The sequence below is a fragment of the Vibrio sp. 10N.222.52.C12 genome, from assembly GCF_041474215.1.
In the GTDB taxonomy this organism is placed as follows: Bacteria; Pseudomonadota; Gammaproteobacteria; order Enterobacterales; family Vibrionaceae; genus Vibrio; species Vibrio crassostreae_C.
In genome coordinates this window covers 1-726 of record NZ_JBFRTR010000128.1, presented here as the reverse complement: position 1 = coordinate 726, position 726 = coordinate 1, and the positions used below count along the sequence as shown (strand labels likewise).

The window sequence follows — 726 nt, the reverse complement described above, 5'->3', positions numbered from 1 at the left end:
TCTATCTTTGAGCTATTGGATGTTCCACTGACGTCCCCTGACTACACCTGTATCAGCAAACGCTCGAAGACAGTTCAGGTCAAATATCGCAATAAATCCAAAGGAGCTATTCGCCATATAGCCATTGACTCGACTGGTCTCAAAGTTTTTGGCGAGGGTGAATGGAAAGTGAAAAAGCACGGCGCCGAAAAACGCAGAACTTGGCGTAAACTGCACTTAGCTGTTGATGTAGAAACTCATGAGGCCATTAGTGCAGAAGTCAGTCTTGTAAGTGTTGGCGATAACGAAGTGCTGCCAACATTACTCAACCCTTTACGTAGAAAGATCCATACAGTATCTGCTGATGGAGCATATGACACAAAAAGTTGCCATGAGACTCTGAAAAATAAGGGCTGTACTCCGTTGATACCACCTCGAAAGAATGCGGCTCTTTGGGAAGATGGGCATCCCAGAAATGAAGCTGTAGAGGCTCTTAAAAACGGAACAATAACGGAGTGGAAATCTGAGTCTGGTTACCACTATCGCTCAATATCTGAGACCGCAATGTCTCGATATAAAGGACTAACCAGCGGTAAATTGAGCTTGAGATGTTACAACGCTCAAGTGGGAGAAATCATGGCGAATGTCAAAGCTATAAACAAAGTCATAGGACTAGGTATGCCTGTTAGAAGCTAACGATTAGTCAAATATGGCGTCGTTGAACCTCAAGCTGATTTGATCAACAAC

1 protein-coding gene is annotated in these 726 nt (G+C 43.8%); it reads left to right on the top strand.

All coding sequences use genetic code 11. The annotated features are described in order from the left end of the window. The coding region (locus AB4623_RS20790) for an IS5-like element ISVa1 family transposase (RefSeq protein WP_372147321.1) at window positions 1–675 on the top strand (675 nt) is incomplete at its 5' end. Window positions 676–726 lie beyond the last annotated feature (51 nt).